General features: G+C 71.5%; 8 protein-coding genes and 1 pseudogene. 3 read left to right on the top strand and 6 right to left on the bottom strand.

Annotated elements, in window-relative coordinates; all coding sequences use genetic code 11:
• Positions 1-293 (bottom strand): annotated as a pseudogene (locus tag A5697_RS14685) (short-chain dehydrogenase); the annotation flags it as partial.
• A 140-nt stretch (positions 294-433) separates the two neighbouring features.
• Here A5697_RS14685 and A5697_RS14675 point away from each other — a divergent pair.
• The 3 genes from A5697_RS14675 to A5697_RS14665 all read left to right on the top strand — a co-directional run bounded on the left by A5697_RS14675 (position 434) and on the right by A5697_RS14665 (position 4,142).
• Positions 434-1,540 (top strand): enolase C-terminal domain-like protein, encoded by a 1,107-nt coding sequence (locus tag A5697_RS14675; protein ID WP_068011170.1) that lies wholly within the window; start codon positions 434-436, stop codon positions 1,538-1,540.
• Between the two features lie 75 nt (positions 1,541-1,615).
• On the top strand, positions 1,616-2,344 hold the full coding sequence (locus A5697_RS14670; RefSeq protein WP_082953396.1) for a PAS and ANTAR domain-containing protein: 729 nt from the start codon (positions 1,616-1,618) through the stop codon (positions 2,342-2,344).
• Between the two features lie 19 nt (positions 2,345-2,363).
• On the top strand, positions 2,364-4,142 hold the full coding sequence (locus A5697_RS14665) for an ABC-F family ATP-binding cassette domain-containing protein (protein ID WP_068011146.1): 1,779 nt from the start codon (positions 2,364-2,366) through the stop codon (positions 4,140-4,142).
• A 107-nt stretch (positions 4,143-4,249) separates the two neighbouring features.
• On the opposite strand, the gene A5697_RS14660 is transcribed toward A5697_RS14665, so the two are convergent.
• The 5 genes from A5697_RS14660 to A5697_RS14640 all read right to left on the bottom strand — a co-directional run bounded on the left by A5697_RS14660 (position 4,250) and on the right by A5697_RS14640 (position 21,857).
• Complete coding sequence (locus tag A5697_RS14660) at positions 4,250-4,723, bottom strand: STAS/SEC14 domain-containing protein (RefSeq protein WP_068011145.1); 474 nt, start codon at positions 4,721-4,723, stop codon at positions 4,250-4,252.
• A 196-nt stretch (positions 4,724-4,919) separates the two neighbouring features.
• Complete coding sequence (locus A5697_RS14655; protein WP_068011138.1) at positions 4,920-5,981, bottom strand: type III polyketide synthase; 1,062 nt, start codon at positions 5,979-5,981, stop codon at positions 4,920-4,922.
• A gap of 127 nt (positions 5,982-6,108) precedes the next feature.
• Positions 6,109-9,156 (bottom strand): type I polyketide synthase, encoded by a 3,048-nt coding sequence (locus A5697_RS14650; RefSeq protein WP_068011137.1) that lies wholly within the window; start codon positions 9,154-9,156, stop codon positions 6,109-6,111.
• A 1-nt stretch (position 9,157) separates the two neighbouring features.
• Positions 9,158-15,487 carry a type I polyketide synthase gene (locus A5697_RS14645; RefSeq protein WP_068011135.1) on the bottom strand — a complete coding sequence of 2,110 codons (6,330 nt, stop codon included), beginning with the start codon at positions 15,485-15,487 and terminating at the stop codon, positions 9,158-9,160.
• 4 nt (positions 15,488-15,491) lie between these two features.
• A complete protein-coding gene (locus tag A5697_RS14640) occupies positions 15,492-21,857 on the bottom strand; it encodes a type I polyketide synthase (RefSeq protein WP_068011133.1) in 6,366 nt (2,121 codons plus the stop codon).

The raw sequence follows: 21,857 nt of genomic DNA, 5'->3' as shown, positions 1-21,857 counted from the left end.
CCCGACCAGCGCAGTTGCGGGCTCAGCGTGTGGGACTTGTCGTCGAACCCGCCGTGGGCGCCGTGGTCGCTGCCCGCCTCCTGGTCGAGCGGGTGCCACAGGTTGTGCGGCCGCCCCGGGCGCACATGCTGCTCGGTCTGCTGCGAGTCGTAACCGGTGCGGCCCAGGTAGCGGTCCAGCAGCGGCGCGACGAACTTCTGCGCCAGCAGCGTCACCATGGTGCTGTCGCCGACCCAATATTGTTTGCGCTCCGGATGATCGGCGGCATACACGACGCCGCGGGCAGCGACCACGGCGCCCACGGCGGGTTCGACGACAAGTCCCACACGCTGAGCCCGCAACTGTGGGCGTCGCAACACCCCGTCATCAGCGGCACGGGCGCGCTCGGCGCGGCCGGACTTGGCGCGTGGCTCGCCGCGCGCCGGTGGACGCGATGACCCTCGACGCACGCATCGACGAGGTCACCGCGCGGGTCTACGAAATCCCCACCGACGCACCGGAAGCCGACGGAACCCTGCCCTGGTCGTCGACCACCCTGGTGCTGGCCGAGGTTGCCGCGGGCGGGCGGCGCGGGATCGGCTACACCTACGCCGACGGCGCGTGCGGCGCGCTGATCAACGGGCCGCTCGCCGGCACGGTCACCGGGCGCAGCGCCCTCGACATCCCCGGCGGGTGGCAGGCGATGGTCCGGTCGATGCGCAACAACGGGCGCCCGGGTCTGGTGTCGTGCGCGATCTCGGCGGTCGACACCGCGCTGTGGGACCTCAAGGGCAAACTCGTGGGCCTACCGGTATGCCGCCTGCTCGGCATGGCGCACGACCGGGTTCCGATCTACGGCAGCGGCGGCTTCACCACCTATGACGAACGCACCACCCGCGCCCAACTCGAACGCTGGGTGCAGGAGTGGAAGATCCCACGAGTCAAGATCAAGATCGGCGAGTCGTGGGGCTCCGACGAGCGCCGTGACCTTGACCGCATCGCGCTCTCGCGCAAGGTGATCGGGCCGGACGTCGAGCTATATGTGGACGCCAACGGCGCCTACCGCCGCAAGCAGGCCATTCGGATGGCCCACGCGATGTCCGCCCACGACGTCACATGGTTCGAGGAACCCGTCTCCTCCGACGACCTGGCCGGGTTGCGGGAAGTGCGCGACCAGGTCACCCCGGACGTCACCGCGGGCGAGTACGGCTACGACCTGGCCTACTTCAACCGGATGCTCGCCGCCGACGCGATCGACTGCCTGCAAATCGACGTCACCCGCTGCGGCGGGATCACCGACTGGCTGCGCGCCGCCGCCGTGGCCGCCGCCCGCAACGTCGACGTGTCCGGCCACTGCGCCCCCAACCTGCACGCGCACGTGGCCAGCGCCATCCCGAACCTGCGGCACCTGGAGTACTTCCACGATCACCACCGCATCGAGCACATGCTGTTCGACGGCGCCCTGCCGCCCGAGGGTGGGGCGCTGCGGCCGGACCGGGACCGGCCCGGGCTGGGCCTCGAGTTCAAACACGCTGATGCCGAGCCGTATCGAAAAGCCTGATGCATGAATGGACCCGCGCGAAAGTGGGCATTGATATGCAGAGGACATAGTTACGGATCTGAAGGGCAGTGCGCGATGACCGTGAACTTCGAAGACGAGGCCGTCCACGGCCGCAACGGGGACTCCCCCGACGACGGTTCGGCCGACTCGGCGTGCGAGGTGTTCATGTCCGATGCCGTCGACGAGCAAGACCTGAACGCGGTCGACTTGGTCCTGGGCCTCGGCGAGCCGCAGAGTGTCGGCCGGTTCCGGTTCTTCCTGGACGGCCACCGCTGGGAGTGGTCGGCGGCGGTCGCCCGCATGCACGGATACAAGCCGGGACAGGTGCAGCCCACCACGGAACTGCTGCTCAAGCACAAGCACCCAGACGACCGCGAGCGCGTCGCCGCCGTCCTGGAACGCGTAATGCACGGCAAGCCGTTCAGCAGCCGCCACCGCATCATCGACACCGGCGGGCGCACCCACTGCGTCGTCGTCGCGGGCGACCGGATGCTCGACGACCACGGCACCCCGCTCGGGACGTCCGGCTTCTACGTCGACGTCACCGACTCGCTGCAGACCGACATCAACAACGTGCTGTCGGCGGTCGCCGACGCCCGGGCCCGGATCGAACAGGCGAAGGGCGTCCTCATGGCCGCCTATGGCATCTCCGCGGAGCGGGCGTTCGACATCCTGGTCTGGCGATCCCAGGAAACCAACCTGAAACTGCGCGAACTCGCCAGCCGCTTCCTGGACGCGGTGGCCAGCAAGGCATCGGCGGAGACCCAGAGCGAAGTCGACCGGGCGCTGCTGACCCTCGAATAGCCGCAGTAGGGTCGGGCCGGTGGCACACCTATTGGGAGCCGAGGCCATCCACCTCGAATACCCGACCCAGCTGGTATTCGAATCGGTGACGCTGGGCGTGAACGACGGCGCCCGCATCGGCATCGTCGGGCGCAACGGGGACGGCAAATCCAGCCTGCTGCGGTTGCTGACCGGCCAGCTGCAGCCCGACTCCGGCCGCGTCACCCGCCGCAGCGGCTTGCGGGTGGGCGCGCTGAGCCAGGCGGACACCCTGGACCCGGACCACACCGTGGGCTGGACGCTGGTCGGCGATGCGGCCGAACACCAATGGGCCGGTGACGCGCGGGTGCGCGACGTGGTCGGCGGCCTGGTCTCCGACATCGGCTGGGACGCCGCGATCTCGACGCTGAGCGGCGGCCAGCGCAGGCGCGTCCAGCTGGCTAGGCTGCTGGTCGGCGAGTGGGACGTCATCGCGCTCGACGAGCCCACCAACCACCTGGACATCGAGGGCATCGCCTGGCTCGCGGAACACCTACGCCAACGCTGGGCACGCAATACCGGCGGGCTGCTGCTGGTCACGCACGACCGCTGGTTCCTGGACGAGGTCGCCACCACGACGTGGGAGGTGCACGACGGGATCGTGGAGCCGTTCGAGGGCGGTTACGCGGCCTACGTGCTGCAGCGCGTCGAGCGCGACCGGATGGCGGCCGCCACCGAAGCCAAGCGGCAGAACCTGATGCGCAAGGAGCTGGCCTGGCTGCGGCGCGGCGCGCCGGCCCGCACCTCGAAGCCCAAGTTCCGCATCGAGGCGGCCAACCAGCTGATCGCCGACGTGCCCCCGCTGCGGAACAACGTCGAGCTGGCCAAGCTGGCGACCGCTCGGCTCGGCAAGGACGTCATTGATCTGCTCGACGTGTCGGTCGCGTTCGACGGCCACCCGGTGCTGCGCGACGTCGAATGGCGGATCGCCCCGGGCGAACGCACCGGCATCGTCGGCGCCAACGGCGCCGGGAAGTCGACGCTGCTGGGGCTGATCGCCGGGAGCATCTTGCCGGACACCGGACGCGTCAAGCGCGGCAAAACCGTCCAGCTGGCCGTGCTCGACCAGCAGGGCGACGCCCTGGCCGGGCTCGCTGACGACCGCATCGCCGACGTGCTGGGCCGGCTCTCCGGCGGGTACGAGGTCGAGGGCCGCGAGGTGACGCCCGCCCAACTGCTGGAGCGGCTCGGCTTCGGCCGGGGACAGCTCTCGGCCCGGATCGGCGAACTCTCCGGCGGGCAGCGTCGGCGCCTGCAGCTGATGCTCACGCTGCTCTCCGAGCCCAACGTGCTGCTCCTCGACGAGCCGACCAACGACGTCGACACCGACATGCTCACCGCCATGGAAGACCTGCTCGACTCCTGGCCCGGCACCCTGATCGTCGTCTCCCACGACCGCTACCTGCTCGAGCGGATCACCGACCAGCAGTACGCCGTTCTCGACGGCCGGTTGCGGCACCTGCCCGGCGGCATCGACGAGTACCTGCGGCTGGCGCGGCGGGAAGCCGGCGCGGCCGCGCCGCCTGCCGCCGCCGCTCCGGTTGAGCCGGCGGGGATTTCGGGAGCCGAGCGGCGGGCCGCGGAGAAGGAGCTGGCCGGCGTCGACCGCCAGCTCGCGCGGCTGGCCGACCGGATCGCGGCCAAACACCACGAGCTGGCCGAGCACGACCAGGCGGACCACGTCGGCATCACCCGGCTCACCCAGGAGTTGCGCGCGCTCGAAGACGAGGTCGCGGCGACGGAGAGCCGCTGGCTGAACCTCTCGGAGGCGCTGGAATAGTCGGAGACCCGACCGTAAGCGCGCGACTTCATTCCTTTCCACCCAGCGCGCGCGGTACCAGCATGCCCGCCAGATGTGTACCGCTTTTTCAGACAGTCCGGTGGCGGTTACTTTCCGCGCTTGGCGATGACGAGCCTTCCAAGGATTGCGACGGCGGCGAATGATCCACCGATATAAGCCTTGGCCATGTCGCGGGCCGAGACGTCGGCGCGGACCGGGAGCGAGGTCAGCCAGGCCACCGCGTCGTCGCGCTCACCGTCGCAGTAAAGCCGCATCGAGCAAGGCATAAACCTGCCGATGCCGCGAGCCGGTGCGCGGATCCAGTCGACGTCGCTGACGACAGCGCAGCCATCGAGCAGCCGCACGTAACCCGACCCCAGTCGAGCGTCCGCCCACAGCGCACCCGGCGTGATGCACTCGAAGTCCGGCCCGAACTGGTAAAGCAGTCGCATCCGATGCCCGTCTTCTCGCGCTCGATCGATGAGCGGCGCAAAGACCCGCTCGTAGTCGTCGGTTGTCACCGTCCCGATCGCCTCCAAGGCTTGAACACCCGCGGGCATGTCCGAAAGTTCTTTCAGCACAACGACCCCTCTCGGGCATCGACGGTGGGATCAACGCGTCGTACCGGTTGCCGGAGCTGTTACTCCCTTACCTTGATCAGCATCAATATTACTTCCTACTGCAACTATTGCATAGTGCAATGATGGTCAACTCGGCTCAGAGGGAAGGTGCGCATGAGGGTCGTCGTCGTTGGGGACTGAGCTGTGAGGCGCGCGCTCAGCGCCAGCGCAAGAGCACGAGCTCGGAGCTGAATCCCGGGCCCATCGCGAGCATCAGCCCGGGGCTGCCGCCGGGCGGCGGCTTGGCGATGGTGTCGCGCAGGATGTGCAGCACCGAGGCCGACGACAGGTTCGCGATCTCGCCCAGCGAGCGCCAGGTCAGCTCGAGGGCGTCCGGTGCCAGCCCGAGACTGTTGCCGATCGCGTTGATGACCTTGGGTCCGCCGGGATGCGCCACCCAGGCGCCGACGTCGTCCGTCGTCAACCCGTGGGCGCCCAGGAACCTGCTCACGTCGCCCGCCAGGTGGCGGTCGATGAGGTTCGTCAGCTCGGGCGACATCACCAGGTGCAACCCGGTCGAGCTGACGTTCCAGGACATGATGTGCAGCGATTCGGGATAGAGCCGACTGCGGGAGTCGACGATGTCGGGCCCGCCGGGGCTCATGCGGTCGGCGCGACGGTCGCCGACGGCGACCACGGCGGCGGCCCCATCGCCGAACATGGCGGTTCCCACCAGACCGGAGACGGTCGGCTTGACCGCGGGGAAGGTGAGGGAGCACAGCTCGACCGACACCAGGACCGCGACGCCGTCCGGCGCGCCGCGCAGGTAGTCGTGCAGTTGGCCCACGCCCGCCGCCCCGGCCGCGCAGCCCAGACCGAACAGCGGAACCCGGCGCACGTCCGAGCGCAGTCCGAGCCGGCCGGCGATCCTCGCGTCGAGTGACGGCACGGCAACGCCGGTGACCGTGGTGGTGGCGATCATGTCGATGTCCTGCGGCCGCAGGCCCGCCTCGTCCAGCGCGCCCAGCAACGCTTCGCAGCCGAGTTCGACGGCGCGTTCGATGAAGACCTCGTTCGCCTCGCCGAAATCGGTCAGCGACGGGTACCGCTCCAGCGGCAGGACCAAGTGGCGGCTGTTGACCTTGGCGGCGGCGTGCAACCGCCGAACGACCTCTTCGTGCTCCTTCAATGCGGGGAATTCGACGATCTGGTCGGTGATTTCGGCCTGGCTGTAACGATGCGGCGGCAACGCTCCGCACACGCCCGCGATGACGCTCATGCCCAACCCTCTTGCTTGCGTCCCAGCTCAAAAGGGACTTTCATCAATTCCCGAAGTCTAGGCCGTTCCGAGTGGCCCGGCAAAAAAACGGCGTATTCGACATGTGTTGTATTGCATCGAGATTCCGTCATTCGGCGTCCTCGTCGTCGCCGGAATTCAGCGCCATCGCGATCAGGGCGTCGGGGCTCAACGAGTCGATCATGTCGATGACCGGTTCGGCGACAACGCTTTCCGGGCCCCCGGCGAGCAGCAGAAGTTTGTCGAGCAATCCCGTTCTTCGAAGCTCGGCGAGCGGGATGCCGCGCAGCGTCGACCACACCTTTTCCTCGTCCGATTCGTCGTCTTCGCCGCGGAACAATTGCCGGCGCAGATGATCGGCCAGCGCCGCGGGGGTGGGATAGTCGAAGATCAGGGTCCGCGAAAGCGCCAGCCCGGTCGCCGTGGTCAGCCGGTTGCGCAGTTCGACGCCGGTCAGCGAGTCGAACCCGAGGTCGGCGAAGGCACGATCGCGGTCGATGGCTCGGCCGTCCGGATGACCCGACACGGCGGCCGTGTGCTCGCAGACCAGCTCGGCAAGCCGGCTCTGCCGCTGCGCGGGGTCCAGGGCGTGCAATTGTTCGGCCAGCCCCGGCGACCGGGTTACCTTGCCGGGCAACGCATTATGCTCGTCACCGAGCCAGAACCGTTGCCGGGCAAAGCCATACGTGGGCAGGTCGACCCGGCGCGCACGCGAGCCGTCGAACACGGCCGGCCAGCTCACGCCCACTCCGGCGGTGAAGAGCCGGCCCGCCGCGCTGAGCACCGACTCGATCTCCGGAGCATCCTTGGGCACGGTGACCACCGAGATCGGCCGGTCGGTGGCCAGCGATTGGTCGACCGCCGCGCTGAGCCCACCGCCTGGGCCCACCTCGACGAACACCGTCGCCCCCAAGGCCTCGGCGGTGCGCACGCCGTCGAGAAAACGCACCTGCCGGCGCACATGCTCGACCCAGTAGTCGGCGGACCCGTACCCGGTTCCGGCCGGCTCTCCGGAGACGTTGGACACCAGGCAGATTCGCGGCCGTCGCGGCTCGATGCCGGCCACCCGATGCGCGAACTCCTCGAGCATCGGCTCCATCGACGCCGAGTGAAACGCGTGCGAGACCGCCAACCGGTGCGTCCGCCGGCCGGTGCCCGCCAGCCGGTCGGCCACGGTTTCCACCGCGGCCCGCTCACCGGACAGGACCACCGAATTGGGCCCGTTGACCGCCGCGATGCTCACGCCGTCGTTCAGCAGCGGCGCGACCTCGGCCTCGCCGGCGCTCACCGCCACCATCGCCCCGCCGGCCGGCAGCGCCGCCATCAATTCGCCGCGGACCGCCACGATGCGCGCCGCGTCGTCCAGCGACAACACGTCCGCCACGCAGGCCGCGACGATCTCCCCCACCGAATGACCCAGCACCAGTTCGGGTGTCACGCCCCAGGACCGCCACAACGCGGCCAGGGCGATCTCGAAGACGAACAGTGCCGGCTGCGCGAACTCCGTGCCCTGCAACAGCTCGGCGTCGGTGCCCCACATCACCTCGCGCACCGGCGACCGCAGGTGGGCGTCGATCGCCGCCGCGGCCTCGTCGAAGGCGTGGGCGAAGGCCGGAAAGCGTTGATGCAGTTGGCGGCCCATGCCCGGCCATTGCGAGCCTTGGCCGGGAAACACGAAGGCCGTCTGGCCCGCCGGCCCGGCCCGGCCCACCACCACACCGGGGGCCGGCCCTCCGGCCGCCAGTCCGGCCAGGCCGCGCGTCAGCACGTCGCGATCTGAGCCCACCAGCACCGCCCGATGCTCGAACACCGAGCGCGTGGTCGCCAACGACCAGCCCACGTCCGCCGCGGTCACGCCCGAGTGGGCCACCCGCTCCGCCAGCCGCCGCGCCTGGTTGGCCAGGGCCTGCTCCGAGCGGGCCGACAGCACCCACGCCACTGACCCGTCACACCTATCCGCGTGCGGATCCTGTTGCGCGGGAGCCTGTTCCACGACGACATGCGCGTTCGTGCCGCCCATGCCGAACGACGACACCCCGGCACGGCGCGGACGGCCCGCCGCCGGCCAGCGCAGCGCGTCGACGTTGACCCGCAGGTATTCGAGGTCGGGATTTCCGTCGGCGTAGTTGAGGCTCGGCGGAAGCACCGAATGCCGCACCGCCAGCACGGTCTTGAGCAGGCCCGCAATTCCCGCGGCGCCCCCGGCGTGGCCGATGTTGGTCTTCACCGACCCCACCCGCAGCAGATGCTCGCGCGCACCGAACACCTCGCCCAGCGCCCGTGCCTCGACCGCGTCGCCGACCTTCGTGCCGGTGCCGTGCGCCTCCACGTAGTCGATATCGCCGCTGCCCAGGCCGGCGGCGGCAAGCGCCCGCCGGATCACGTCGGCCTCACCGGAAACCGAGGGCACCGTCTGGCCGGCGGCCGTGTGCCCGGAATTACCAGCCGCGCTGCCCCGGATGACCGCGTGAATGCGGTCACCGTCCCGCATGGCCGCCGGCAGCGGCTTGAGCAGCACCAGTCCCCCACCCTCGCCGCGGACGTAGCCGTCCGCGCGCCGATCGAACGCGTAGGTGTGACCCGACGTCGACAGCGCGCCGAATTCGCGTTCCAGCATTGCCGTTTCGTCAGCCAGGTTCAGGTGAACCCCGCCGGCGATCGCCAGCGCCGACTCGCCCGTGCGCAGGCTTTCGCAGGCCAGGTGCACAGCGACCAACGACGACGATTGACCGGAGTCGACGGTCATGCTGGGACCCTGCAACCCGAAGGCGTACGAGACCCGGTTGGCGATCATGCCGCGGCTGATGCCGGCGAACGAGTGGTGGTCGAGGTGGTCGGCGATGTCGCGCAGGGTGAGGACGGCGTAATCGTCGGCCATCGCCCCGAAGTACACCGAAATCGCCGTTCCGCGAACGGTTTCGGGAACCACGAAAGCGTCTTCGAAGGCTTCCCAAGTCAGTTCGAGCGCCAATCGTTGCCGGGGGTCCATCGCGGACGCCTCCCGCGGCGAGAGGTTGAAGAAGTCGGCGTCGAACTCCGCGACGTCCCCGGGCAGTTGCGTCGCCTCGCGGCCGTCGCGGATGAGATCCCAGAACTCGCGGGGGCTTGCCGCGCCGGGGAATCGGCACGCGAGACCGATGACCGCGACGTCCGTCATGTTAGGGGCCCATCTCTTCGTCGAGGATGGCGAAGAGCTGACTTTCGGTGGCGGTGGCGATGTCGTCGTCGAACGGGTCGTCGGAGTACTCCGGGTAGGGCACTTCCGCCGGCCCGGTGAGGGTGTTCAGCAGGCCTTCCAGCCGGGCGACGAGCTTTGCTTTGTCGTCGGGGCTCCAGTCGGACCGGCCGAGCAGTGCCTGCAACTCGCGGGCCACGTCGTTGAAGCGGGCCATGCGGTCGGGCGGCTCTCCGCTTGCCCCGGTGCTCAGCTGGCCGTCGAGATGCTCGGCCAAGGCCGCCGGGGTGGGGTGATCGAAAATCAGCGTGGGCGAAAGGGTCAGTCCGGTCGCGATTTTGAGCCTGTTGCGCAGCTCCACCGCGGTCAGCGAGTCGAAGCCGAGGTCTCCGAAGGCCTGCTCGCCGTCGACGTCCGCGGTGCTGTGGCCCAACACCGTGGCGGCGTTGCCGCAGACCAGCTCCACCAGCTCGCGTCTGCGCTGTTCGGGGGCCAGGCCGTCCAGCCGCGCGCGCAGGCCCGTCAGCGACACCATGTCGGTCGGGTCGAGAACCCGCCGCGCGGGCCGGGTGGCCAGCTGGCTCAGCAGCGGCGGTAGCGCGGCGCCGGCGTGCGCCAGCGCGGCGGTGTCGAGGCGGGTGGCCACGACCACCGGCGGCTCGGCCAGCAGCGCGGCGTCGAGCAGGTCGAGCGCCTGGCGCGTGGACAGCGGGGCCAGCCCGGCGCGGCTCATCCGCGCCTTGTCGCGGTCGGTGAGGTTGCGGGTCATGGCCGACTCCTCTTCCCACATCCCCCAGGCGATCGACAAGCCGGGCAGGCGGTGGGCGTGGCGGTACGCCGCCAGGGCGTCCAGGAAGCTGTTGGCGGCCGCGTAGTTGCCCTGACCCGGGGCGCCCACGATCCCCGCCATCGACGAAAACATCACGAACGCCGAAAGATCCAGCCCCCGGGTCAGCTCGTGCAGGTGCCATGCCCCGTCGACCTTGGAGCGCAGCACCGCGTCGATGCGCTCCGGGGTCAGGGACGCGATCACCGCGTCGTCGAGCACTCCGGCGGCATGGAACACGCCGCGCAGCGGGAAGCGCGCCGGTACCTGCGCCAGCAACCGCGCCACGGCGTCGCGGTCACCGACATCGCAGGCGATCACGGACACCTGGGCCCCGGCCTCGCGCAGCTCGGCGACCAGTCCGGACAGCCCGTCCGCCCGCTCACCGCCGCGGCTGACCAGCATGACGTGCGGCACGCGGTAGCGCTCGACCAGGTGACGCGCCGCCGCCGAGCCGGCCATGCCGGTCCCCCCGGTGATCAACGCGGTGCCGCCGGCCAGCCCGGCAGCCCCGTCGGGCATGGTGAGCACGACCTTGCCGACGTGGCGGGCCTGGCTGACGAACCGGTAGGCGTCCGCGGCGCGACGCACATCGAAGGCCTTGACGGGCAATGGCTTCAGAGCTCCGGCCGCGAACAACCGCATCAATTCCGCCCACATCTCCGCGATGCGGTCCGGGCCCGCCTCCATCAGATCGAACGCGCGATAGGTGTGGGCGATCGCATCCGGGTCGCGCAGGTCGGTCTTGCCCATCTCGATGAAACGCCCGCCGGGGCCCAGCAACCGCAGCGAGGCGTCGGTGAACTCGCCGGCCAGCGAGTTGAGCACGACGTCCATGCCGGCGCCGCCCGTCGCGGCCGAGAACTTTTCCTCGAAGTCGAGGGTTCGCGAATCCGCGATGTGGTCGTCGTCGAAACCCATGGCGCGCAGGGTGTCCCACTTGCCGCGGCTGGCGGTCGCGAACACCTCGGCGCCCCAATGCCGGGCCAGCTGCACCGCCGCCATGCCCACCCCGCCGGCCGCGGCGTGCACCAGCACGCGCTCGCCGGACCGCAGGCCGCCGAGGTCCGACAGCCCGTAATACGCCGTCAGGAACACCACCGGCACACCGGCCGCCTGGGTGAACGACCAGCCCGGCGGCATCCGGGTCACCAGCCGGCGGTCGACGGCCGCCTCCGAACCCGTCAGGCCCAGGATGCCCATGACCGCGTCGCCGACGGCCAAATCGGTTACGCCGGGCCCGATCTCGGTCACCACCCCGGCGCCCTCGGCGCCCAACTGCGCGAGGCCCGGATACATGCCCAGGGCCACCAGCACGTCGCGGAAGTTCACCCCGGCCGCGGCCACCGCCACCCGCACCTGACCGGCGGCCAGTTCCGCCGGCGGGCCGGATACCACCGCCAGGTCCTCCAGCGTCCCGGCATCACCGGCGGCCAGCCGCCAGACCGACGGCGCTTCGGGGAACCGCAGCACCGGGTGCGCCTTGACCGGCTTCAGCCGGGCACCGTACGCGACGCCCTCGCGCACGATCAATTGCGGTTCCCCGCAGCCGATTACGGACACGAGGTCGAGGGAACCATCGGAGTCGACCAGCACCGCCCGCCCGGGATGCTCGGCCTGCGCCGACCGCACCAGCCCCCACACCGCTGCACCGGCCAGGTCCGACACGTCCTCACCGGGCAGCGCGACCGCCCCCCGGGTCAGCACCACCAGAGGCCCGGACCCGTCGCCCCGGGACTGCAACACGCCCAACGCCTCGTGTGTGGCGGCGTAGACCGAGCCGACCACGCCCGGGCCGTTCGACGCCGGCTGCCACACCTCGGGGGCCGCTTCGAGGCCGTTGTCCGACAACGGAACCGGGGACCACACCGCCTCCAGCAGTTCGCCGCCGCCGGAACGCGCCGCCGCGGCCGCCGACAGCTGTGCGGCCGAGACCGGACGCGTCACCAGCTCGCGCACCGACAGCACGGGCAAGCCCGACGTGTCGGCCAGCTCGACCGCCACGGCACCCGTGCCCACCGGCGCCAGCCGCACCCGGACCCGCGACGCCCCGGCCGCATGCAGACACACCCCTTGCCAGGAGAACGGCAGGACGGTCTCGGCCCGCTCGTCGGCCACCCCCAAAGCGTGCAGGGCCGCGTCCAGTACCACCGGATGAATCCCGAAGCCGCCCACCGTGACACCGGCCTGCTGTGGGGCCTCGACCTCAGCGAAGGTCTCGTCGCCCCGCCGCCACACCTTCCGCAGCCCGTGGAAGGCCGGACCATACCCGTAGCCGCGCGCCGCCAAATCGTCGTAGGCGCCGGACACATCGACCGCCGTGGCGCCGACCGGCGGCCACACCGACAGGTCCGCGGCCGGTGCCGGCGAGCCTTCGCTCAACACACCCTGGGCGTGCAGCGCCCACTCCGGGCCGGCCTGCGAGTACACCGCGACCGCCCGGGATCCCCCTTCGCCGGCGGCGTCCACCACCACCTGCACCCGCACCGTGCCGGCGGGCGGCAGCGGCAACGGCGCCGATAGCGTCAGCTCCTCGATCACCGGACAGCCGACCTCGTCGCCGGCCCGCAGCATCAGCTCCACGAACCCGGCGCCCGGGAACAACACCGTGCCGGTCACCGCGTGATCGGCCAGCCAGGGCTGGGCCGCCGTCGACAGCCGGCCCGTCAGCACCACCCCGCCCGAATCGGGGCGTTCGACCACGGCGCCCAACAGCGCGTGCCCGGACGCGGTCAGACCCAGGCCGGCGGTGTCCCGCCCGCCCACCGACTCGCTCGGCAGCCAAAACCTGCGCCGCTGAAAGGCATACGTCGGCAGGCCGACCCGGTGGGCGTCCAGGCCGTCGAAGGCCGCGGCCCAGTCCACGTCGGCGCCGGAGACGAACAGCTGCCCGGCCGCCAGCAGCACCGAGTCGACTTCGGGGCGGTCCTTGGGCATCGACACCGCCGAAACGGCCGGCTCGGTCGCCAGGGACTGTTCCACCGCGGCCGTCAACGCCGCGCCCGGCCCCACTTCCACGAACGCGCCGGCACCAAGCGATTCGGCCGACCGCACCCCGTCGACGAACCGCACCGGCCGGCGCACGTGCTCGACCCAGTAGTCGGCGGACCCGTATCCGGGTCCGGCCAATTGCCCGGTCACGTTGGAAATCAAGTCGATTCGCGGCGCCCCGGGCGATATCCCGGCCAGCACCGCGGAGAACTCCCCGATCATGGGCTCCATGAGCGGCGAGTGGAATGCGTGCGAGACGGCCAGCTGCCGCACCCGCCTGCCGCAGTCGGCCAGCCGGTCGGCCGCGGCCGTCACGGCGGCCCGCTCGCCCGACAGCACGACCGCGTCGGGGCCGTTGACCGCCGCGACGCTCACATTCTCGTTCAGCAGCGGTGCGACCTCGGCCTCGGTGGCCGTCACCGCCACCATGACCCCGCCCGCCGGCAGCGCCGCCATCAACCGGCCGCGGGCCGTCACCACCCGCGCGGCGTCTGCCAGCGACAGCACCCCGGCCACGCAGGCCGCGGCGATCTCCCCCACGGAGTGGCCGATCACCACATCGGGCGTCACACCCCAGGACTGCCACAGCGCCGCCAGGGCGACCTCGAGCACGAACAACGCCGGCTGGGCAAACTCCGTGCTCTCCAACAACTCCGGGTCGTTGCCCCACATCACGCCGCGCAGCGGTAGCCGCGCGTGGACGTCCACCGCCGCAACGGCCTCGTCGAAGGCCTGGGCGAACACCGGGAAGCGCTCATGCAGTTGGCGTCCCATCCCGAGTCGCTGCGAGCCCTGGCCGGGAAACACGAACGCGCGCTTGCCGACTGGGCGGGTGCGCCCGACCATCACACCGGGGCCCGGTTCCCCGGACGCCACGCCGGCCAGCCCGGACAGCAGGCTGTCGCGGTCGCCGCCCACCAGCACCGCGCGGTGCTCCAGGGCCGCCCGCGTGGTGGCCAGCGACCAGCCCACGTCCACGGCGCCCAGTTCCGGGTCGGCGTCCAGGTGGGCCAGCAGCCGCCCCGCCTGGGCGGCCAGCGCGTCGGCCGACCGAGCCGACACCAGCCACGGGATCGCCGCGTCTTGCCGATCGCGTTGCGGCGCAGCATGTTCCGGCTCCGCCGGTGGCTGCTCGACGATCACGTGGGCATTCGTCCCGCTGATCCCGAACGACGACACCCCCGCGCGGCGCTGCCCGTCCCGCGCCGGCCACGGCTGGGGTTCGGTCAACACCGACACCGCACCCGCCGACCAATCCACGTGCGGCGACGGCACATCCACATGCAGCGTCTGGGGCATCACCCCATGCCGCATCGCCTGCACCATCTTGATCACCCCGGCCACTCCGGCCGCCGCCGACGTGTGACCGATGTTGGACTTGATCGACCCCAGCCACAGCGGCCGGTCCGCCGGCCGGTCCTGCCCGTAGGTCGCCAGCAGGGCCTGAGCCTCGATGGGGTCGCCCAAAACCGTTCCCGTGCCGTGGCCCTCGACCACGTCGACGTCCGCCGCCGTCAACCCGGCGTTGGCCAGGGCGGCGCGAATCACCCGCTGCTGCGAGGGCCCGTTGGGCGCGGTCAGTCCGTTCGAGGCGCCGTCCTGGTTCACCGCCGAACCCCGCAGCACCGCGACCACCGGATGGCCCAACCGCCGCGCGTCGGCCAGCCGCTCCAGCACCAGGACGCCCGCGCCTTCCGACCACGACGTCCCGTCCGCCGCGCCGGCGTACACCTTGCACCGGCCGTCCGGGGCCAGCGCCCGCTGCCGGCTGAACTCCACGAACGCGGCGGGCGTGGCCATCACGGTCACACCACCGGCAAGCGCCAGGTCACATTCACCGGAACGCAGCGACTGCGCCGCCAGGTGCATGGCCACCAACGACGACGAACACGCCGTATCCACCGACACCGCAGGGCCTTCCAGGCCCAACACGTAGGACACCCGGCCCGAGGCCACGCTCAGTGTGGAACCGGTCAGCCCGTAGCCCTCCAGCTCGCCCTTCACCTCTCCGCCGTAGCCGGCGTGGATGACACCGGCGAACACTCCGGTCGCCGAGCCGCGCAGTCCCAGCGGGTCAATGCCGGCGCGCTCCAACGCTTCCCACGAGATCTCCAGCATCAACCGCTGCTGCGGATCCATCGCCAGGGCCTCGCTCGGCCCGACCCCGAAGAATCCGGCGTCGAAGTCCGCCGCGTCGCGCAGGAAGCTGCCCTGCCGGGTGTACATCTTCCCGGCCGCGTCCGGGTCCGGGTCGTACAGCCCCTCGACATCCCAGCCGCGGTCCGCCGGAAAGTCCGACACCGCGTCGCGGCCCGCGTTCACCATTTCCCAGAGCGTCTCCGGCGAATCGACCCCGCCCGCGTAGCGGCAGGCCATGCCCACCACCGCGATTGGTTCGGACAGCCGGCCTTCCAGCTCCGAGACGCGTCGCCGGGCCCGCCGGAGATCCGCCGTCAGGCGCTTCAGATAGTCGACGTGCTGCGTGGTATCCGGCATGGTCTCAGTTGCCGAGTTCTTCGTCGAGGATGGCAAAGAGTTCGCTTTCGGTCGCGGCATCGAGGTCGGCGTCGAGGCCCTCGGGGGCGGGGTGGTCGGCGGGGCCCAGGGCGGCGAGCAGGTTGTGCAGGCGGGCCCGCAGCGCCGATCTGTCGCCGGCGGCCCAGTCGGGCCGGCTGAGCAGCGCCTGCAATTCCCGGGTGATGTCGGTGAAGCGGGCCATCAGGTCCGGCTGGTCGCTCGCCGCCGTGCCGGCCAGTTGGGTGTCCAGGTGCCCGGCCAGCACCGCCGGCGTCGGGTAGTCGAAGATCAGCGTGGGTGAAAGCGTCAGCCCGGTAGCCGTTTTCAGCCGGTTGCGCAGTTCGACGGCGGTGAGCGAATCGAAGCCCAGGTCACCGAATGCGCGGCCGGCGTTGATGTCGGCGGGATTGGGCAACCCCAGCACGGTCGCCGCGTTGCCGCAGACCAGGTCGACCAGCTCGCGCTGGCGCGCCTCGGGAGACAGACCGTGCAGGCGCGCGGTGAGACCCGTCATCAGGGCGGTCGCATCGGCGTCGTCGATGACGCGCCGGGTGGTCCGGGCGGCCAGTTCGCTCAGCAGCGGGGGCAGCGCGGCGGCGTTGTCGGACAACGCAACCCGATCCACCCGGGCGGCCATCAGCACCGGGGTGTCGACCAGCATGGCGGCGTCGAACGACTCCAGCGCCTGCTCGGTGGACAGTGGCGCGATGCCGAGCCTGCTCATCCGGGCCTTGTCGCGCTCGCCGAGGTGGGCCGTCATCGCCGAGGCCTGCTCCCAAAGGCCCCACGCCAGCGACAAGCCCGGGAGCCCGTGCGATCGCCGGTAGGCGACCAGCCCGTCGAGGAAACTGTTGGCCGCCGCGTAATTGGCCTGGCCCGGGGTGCCGACGATGCCGGCCATCGACGAAAACACCACGAACGCCGACAGATCAAGCTCCCGGGTCAGCTCGTGCAGGTGCCAGGCCCCGTCGACCTTGGCCCGCAGCACCGCGTCCACCCGGTCCGGGGTCAATGACAGCACCAGCCCGTCGTCGAGGATGCCGGCCGCGTGCACCACACCGCGCAGCGGATACTCCGCCGGTATCCGCGCCAGCATTGCCGCGACCGCGTCACGGTCGGAGACGTCGCACGCCACCACCGACACCCGGGCGCCGGCCTGCTGCAGGCGATCAACCACCTCCGCCACCCCCGCGGCCTCAGCGCCGGCGCGGCTGGCCAGGACCACATGGGCGACGCCATAGCGCTCGACGAGGTGATGCGCCAGCGCCGAGCCGGCCATGCCGGTGCCGCCGGTGATCACCACGCTGCCGCCGGCCAGGCCGCCACACCCGCTCAGCATCGCACCGGGCCCGGACGGGATGGTCAACGCGACCTTGCCGATGTGGCGGGCCTGGCTGACGAACCGATACGCCGCCGAGGCGCATCGCACGTCAAAGGCTCTGAGCGGCAACGGCGTCACGGCACCGTCCCGCAGCAGCCCGACGATCTGGGCCAGCATCGCCGCGGTGCGGTCGGCGCCGGCCTCCAGCAGATCGAAGGCGCAATACCGCGCGCCCCGATACCGTTCGGCGATGACGCGCGGGTCGCGGACGTCGGTCTTGCCCATCTCGATGAACCGCCCGCCGGGGGCCAGCAGCCGCAGCGAGGCGTCGGTGAACTCACCGGCCAGGGAGTTGAGCACCACGTCGACCCCGGCCCCGCCGGTGGCCGCCGAGAACTTCTCCTCGAAGTCCAGCGTCCGGGAGTCGCCGATGTGGTCCTCGTCGAAGCCCATCGCGCGCAGGGTGTCCCACTTGCCGCGGCTTGCGGTGGCGAAGACCTCGGCGCCCCAATGCCGCGCCAGCTGGACCGCGGCCATGCCGACCCCGCCGGTGGCGGCGTGCACCAGCACCCGCTCGCCGGCGCGCAGCCCGGCCAATACCGACAACCCGTAGAGCGCGGTGAGGAACACCACCGGCACTCCCGCGGCCGTCACCAGCGACCAGCCCTCCGGCACCCGCGTGACCAACCGCTGATCCACCACCGCCTCGGAACCGACCACCCCCAGCAACCCCATCACCGCATCGCCGACCGTCAGCCCCGCCACGCCGGGGCCGACCTCGACGACGACGCCCGCGCCCTCGGCCCCCAACTGCCCGCCGCCGGGATACATGCCCAAGGCCACCAACACATCCCGGAAGTTCACCCCTACCGCGGCCACCGCCACCCGGACCTGCCCGGCCTCCAATTCCACCTGCGGGCACGGGCTGACCACCAGGTCTTCCAGCGTGCCCCCGCCGCCGGCATCCAGCCGCCAGCCCCCGGAGGGCAGCCGCAGCACCGCTCCCCGTCGCGCGGGCCGCATCCGGGGGGCGTAGGCCACTCCCCCGCGCACCGCCAATTGCGGTTCGCCGCAGCCGATAACCGCGCGCGTGTCCAGCGATCCGTCGGAGTCGATCAGCACCACCCGGCCCGGGTGCTCGGCCTGGGCCGACCGCACCAGCCCCCACACCGCCGCACCGGCCAGGTCCGCGACGTCCTCACCGGCGAGCGCGACCGCCCCACGGGTCTGCACCGCCAGTGTTCCGGACCCCTCGTCGCGCAACCACGATTGCAGCTCACCCAGCGCCTCGGTGGTGGCCGCGTGCACCGACCGGACCACGTCGCCGCCGTGGGCGCCCGGCTCCCACAGCGTGGCGTCGGAATCATTGCCGCTCAACGCTATCGGTGCCCACGCCACCTCGAACAACCCCTCGGCGGGTGCGGCCGCGAGCGACAGCTGCTCGGCCGAGACGGGGCGCATCGCCAGCGAACGCGCCGAAAACACCGGCAGCCCGGAGCCGTCGGCCAATTCCACCGACACCGCCCCGGCGCCGGAGGGCGCCAGCCGGACCCGCGCCCGCGATGCGCCCGCCGCGTGCAACGACACCCCCTGCCAGGAGAACGGCAGCATGGTCTGGCCCTGCCCCGCGGCGACACCGAGCGCGTGCAGCGCCGCGTCCAACAGCACCGGGTGTATGCCGAAGCCGCCGTCTTGCGCACCGGCGTCGTCCGGCAGCGCGATGTCGGCGAAGATCTCGTCGCCCCGGCGCCACATCGCCCGCAGGCCGCGGAAGGCCCGGCCGTACTCGTAGCCCCGCTCCGCGAGCCGCGCGTAGGCGTCGGCCACGTCCACCGGCGCCGCGCCCGGCGGCGGCCACACTGACAGATCCCCGGCCGGCGGCACCGCCGCGGGGCGCACCACGCCCTGGGCGTGCAGCACCCAATCCGACTGAGCGGCGGCCGAATACACCGACAGCTCGCGCTGCCCCGACTCGGTGGCGGCGCCGACCACCACCTGCACCTGCACGCCGTCCGCCACGGGCAGCACCAACGGGGCCGACAACGTCAGCTCCTCGAGCGCCGCACAACCGACCTCGTCACCGGCCCGGATGGCCAGCTCCACGAACCCCGCACCGGGGAACAACACCGTGCCGCCCACCGCGTGATCGGCCAGCCACGGCTGCGCGGCCGTCGACAGTCGGCCCGTCAGGACCACCCCGCCGGAATCGGGCCGCTGCACCACCGCGCCCAGCAGGGCGTGCCGCGCCCCGGCCAGCCCCAGGGTGGCCACGTCCCCCGAACCCGTCGACCCGCCGGGCAGCCAAAACCGCTGCCGCACGAACCCGTACGTCGGCAGGTCCACGCGCCGCCCGCCGAGACCGGCGATCGCGGCCCGCCAGTCCACCGGTAATCCGGCCACGTGGGCCTGGCCCGCCGAGAGCCAAAACCGTTGCAGCGAACCGTCGTCGCGACCCAGCGACGGGACCACGAACGCGTCGCCACCGCAGTCGGCCACCGTCTCCTCGACGGCGGCGAGCAGCACGGGGTGCGGGCTGGACTCGACGAACACGCCATACCCGGCCCCGCACGCGTTGCGCACCGCCCGTTCGAACTGGACCGATTGCCGGATGCTGCGGTACCAGTAGTCGGCGTCCAGGCCCGCGGTGTCGATCAGGTCACCGGTGACGGTGGAATACAGGGCAACCGGGGACGACCGCGGCGCGATGCCGGCCAGCGCTTCGCCCAGCTCCGCGCGGATCGCGTCGACGTGCCGGGAGTGGGAAGCGTAGTCGACGTCGATCCTGCGGGCACGCACGCCGGCGGCCTCGCAGTGCCGCATCAACTCCTCGAGCGCGTCCACCTCGCCGGACACCACCACCGCGGAAACACCGTTGACGGCGGCAACATTCAACCGATCGCCCCACCCGGCGATCAATTCCTCGGCGCGGGCCAGGCCGCAGGCCAGCGACACCATGCCGCCCGCACCCGACAATCCCACCAGCAACCGGCTCCGCAGCGCCACCACCCTGGCGGCGTCCTCCAGCGAAAGCGCTCCCGCCACATAGGCGGCCGCGATCTCGCCCTGCGAATGACCGATCACCGCATCGGGGACCACGCCCACCGAGCGCCACAACTCGGCCAGCGACACCATCACCGCCCACAGCGCCGGCTGCACCACGTCCACCCGGTCCAACCCGGGCGCACCCGGCGCCCCGCGGAGGACGTCGATCAACGACCACTCCACGTGTTCGGCGAGCGCCTTCTCGCAGCGCTGCAGGTGTTCGGCGAAAACCGCCGAACTGTCCAGCAATTCGGCCCCCATGCCGAGCCATTGCGAGCCCTGCCCGGGAAACACGAACACCGTCTTGCCCACCGGTTGCGCCCGGCCCACCACCGCACCCGCGCCCGGCGCGCCGGCGGCCACCCCGGCCAGCTCCGCCAGCAAGCGCTCGCGGTCCGCACCCACCAGCACGGCTCGGTGCTCGAACAGCGACCGCGTCGAGACCAGCGACCACGCCACGTCGACCGTCCGCAGGCCCGGGTCGTCGTTCGCCCGCGCCAGCAGCCGGGCCGCCTGGTTGGCCAGGGCGTCGGCCGACCGGGCCGACAGCACCCACGGCGCCGGCGCGTCATCGCCCGCGGGCGTGGAGCTTTCGGTCTCCGGCGGCGGCTGCTCCACGATGACGTGGGCGTTGGTGCCGCTGATCCCGAACGACGACACCCCCGCTCGGCGCGGCCGGTCCAGCGCCGGCCACTCCCGCGCCTCGGTCAGCAGCGACACCGCCCCCGCCGACCAATCCACATGCGGGGTGGGCACATCCACGTGCAACGTCTTGGGCATCACCCCATGCCGGATCGCCTGCACCATCTTGATCACGCCGCCGGCGCCCGCGGCCGCCGAGGTGTGGCCCATGTTGGACTTGATCGACCCCAGCCACAGCGGCCGGTCCGCCGGCCGGTCCTGCCCGTACGTCGCCAGAACCGCTTGCGCCTCAATCGGATCCCCGAGGGTGGTGCCCGTGCCGTGGCCCTCCACCAGATCCACGTCGGCCGTCCGCAGCCGCGCATCGGCCAACGCGGCGCGGATCACCCGCTGCTGCGACGGCCCGTTCGGCGTCGCCAGTCCGTTCGAGGCACCGTCCTGATTGACCGCCGACCCGCGCAGCAGCGCCAGCACCGGATGCCCGAAACGACGCGCGTCGGAAAGCCTTTCCAGCACCAGCACGCCGACGCCTTCGGAGAAGCCCGTCCCGTCGGCCGCGCCCGCGTAGGCTTTGCACCGCCCGTCGGCGGCCAGTGCCCGCTGCCGGCTGAACTCGATGAACATCGCCGGCGTCGCCATCACCGTCACGCCGCCGGCCAGCGCCAGGTCACATTCGCCGGCGCGCAGCGACCGGGCCGCCAGATGCAAGGCCACCAACGACGACGAACAGGCCGTGTCGACCGAAACGGCGGGACCCTCCAAGCCCAGCGCGTAGGCCACCCGCCCCGAGGCCACACTCAGCGTCGACCCGCGCAGGCCGTAGCGCTCCAGGTGTCCCGGCACCCGCCCCTGGCCGCCGTACGAACCGTGGAAGATCCCCGCGAACACACCCGTCGCCGAGCCCCGCAGGTCGGCGGGGTCAATCCCGGCCCGCTCCAACGCCTCCCAGGACACCTCCAGCAACAGGCGTTGCTGTGGATCCATCGCCAGCGCCTCGCTGGGCGCGATGGAAAAGAACGCGGCGTCGAAGTCGGCCACGTCGGGCAGAAAGCCGCCGCACCGGGCGTAGGACTTTCCCACCGCGTCGGGGTCGGGATCGAACAGCCCCGACAGGTTCCAGCCGCGATCCGCCGGGAAATCGGAGACCACGTCGCGGCCCTCGACCACCATCTGCCACAAGGCCTCCGGAGAATCCACGCCCCCGGGGTACCGGCAACCCATTCCGACCACCGCCACGGGTTCGGTTGCCGCGGCGAGGTATTCGCGCGCCTCGCGCTTCAGCCGCTCGTTTTCCTTCAGCGAAGCGCGCAGGGCCCTGACGAGCTCCTCGGGGTTGCTGTTCAC

Source organism: Mycobacterium sp. E3251 (assembly GCF_001666835.1).
GTDB lineage: Bacteria > Actinomycetota > Actinomycetes > Mycobacteriales > Mycobacteriaceae > Mycobacterium.
The sequence above is the reverse complement of the archived record's forward strand: the minus strand, read 5'-3'. Positions and strand labels throughout refer to the sequence as shown.